Genomic DNA, 839 nt, shown 5'->3' on the forward strand with positions numbered 1-839 from the left:
GCACGGGGTGCTGCCCAAGACCCTGCACGTCGACGAGCCGTCGACGAAGGTCGACTGGTCGGCGGGAGCGGTCGAGCTGCTCACCGAGCGTCGCCCGTGGCCGGAGGTGGACCGGCCGCGCCGGGCCGCCGTGTCGGCGTTCGGTGTCAGTGGGACCAACGCCCACGTCATCATCGAGCAGGCCCCGGCGACCGCCCCGAAGGAGGCGGCGGCCGAGGCGGCGACGCCAAGCGTCGTACCGTGGCTGGTCTCCGCGAAGACGGCGTCCGCCCTGCGCGCCCAGGCCGGACGGCTGGCGGACACCACCGGGGACTTCGCCCCGGTGGACGTCGCGCACACGCTGCTGACCTCGCGCTCGCTGTTCCCGGAGCGGGCCGTGGTGATCGCGGAGGACCACGAGGGCTTCGACCACGGCCTGCGGGCGCTGGCTTCGGACGGTCCGGCTGCGGAGCTGGTGACGGGGACGGCGGACGTGGACGGGAAGACCGCGTTCGTCTTCCCCGGCCAGGGGCATCAGTGGGCCGGCATGGGGGCGCAGCTCCTGGAGTCGTCGCCGGTCTTCGCCGCAGCGATGGCCGAGTGCGCGCAGGCCCTGTCCGCGTACGTCGACTGGTCACTCCTCGACGTCATCCGCCAGACGGAAGACGCACCCGGCTTCGACCGCGTCGACGTCGTCCAGCCCGCCAGCTTCGCGATCATGGTGTCGCTCGCCCGACTCTGGCAGCACCACGGCGTCACCCCCGACGCCGTCATAGGCCACTCCCAGGGCGAAATCGCCGCCGCCCACATCTCCGGCGCCCTCACCCTCGACGACGCAGCCCGCATCGTCACCCTCCGCA

General features: G+C 73.2%; 1 protein-coding gene. It reads left to right on the forward strand.

All coding sequences use genetic code 11. The features are described 5' to 3' along the window. On the forward strand, nt 1–839 hold an 839-nt coding region (locus tag IE185_RS32865; protein WP_189716585.1), incomplete at both ends, for an acyltransferase domain-containing protein.

The sequence above is a fragment of the Streptomyces chryseus genome (genome assembly GCF_014650755.1).
In the GTDB taxonomy this organism is placed as follows: domain Bacteria; phylum Actinomycetota; class Actinomycetes; order Streptomycetales; family Streptomycetaceae; genus Streptomyces; species Streptomyces chryseus.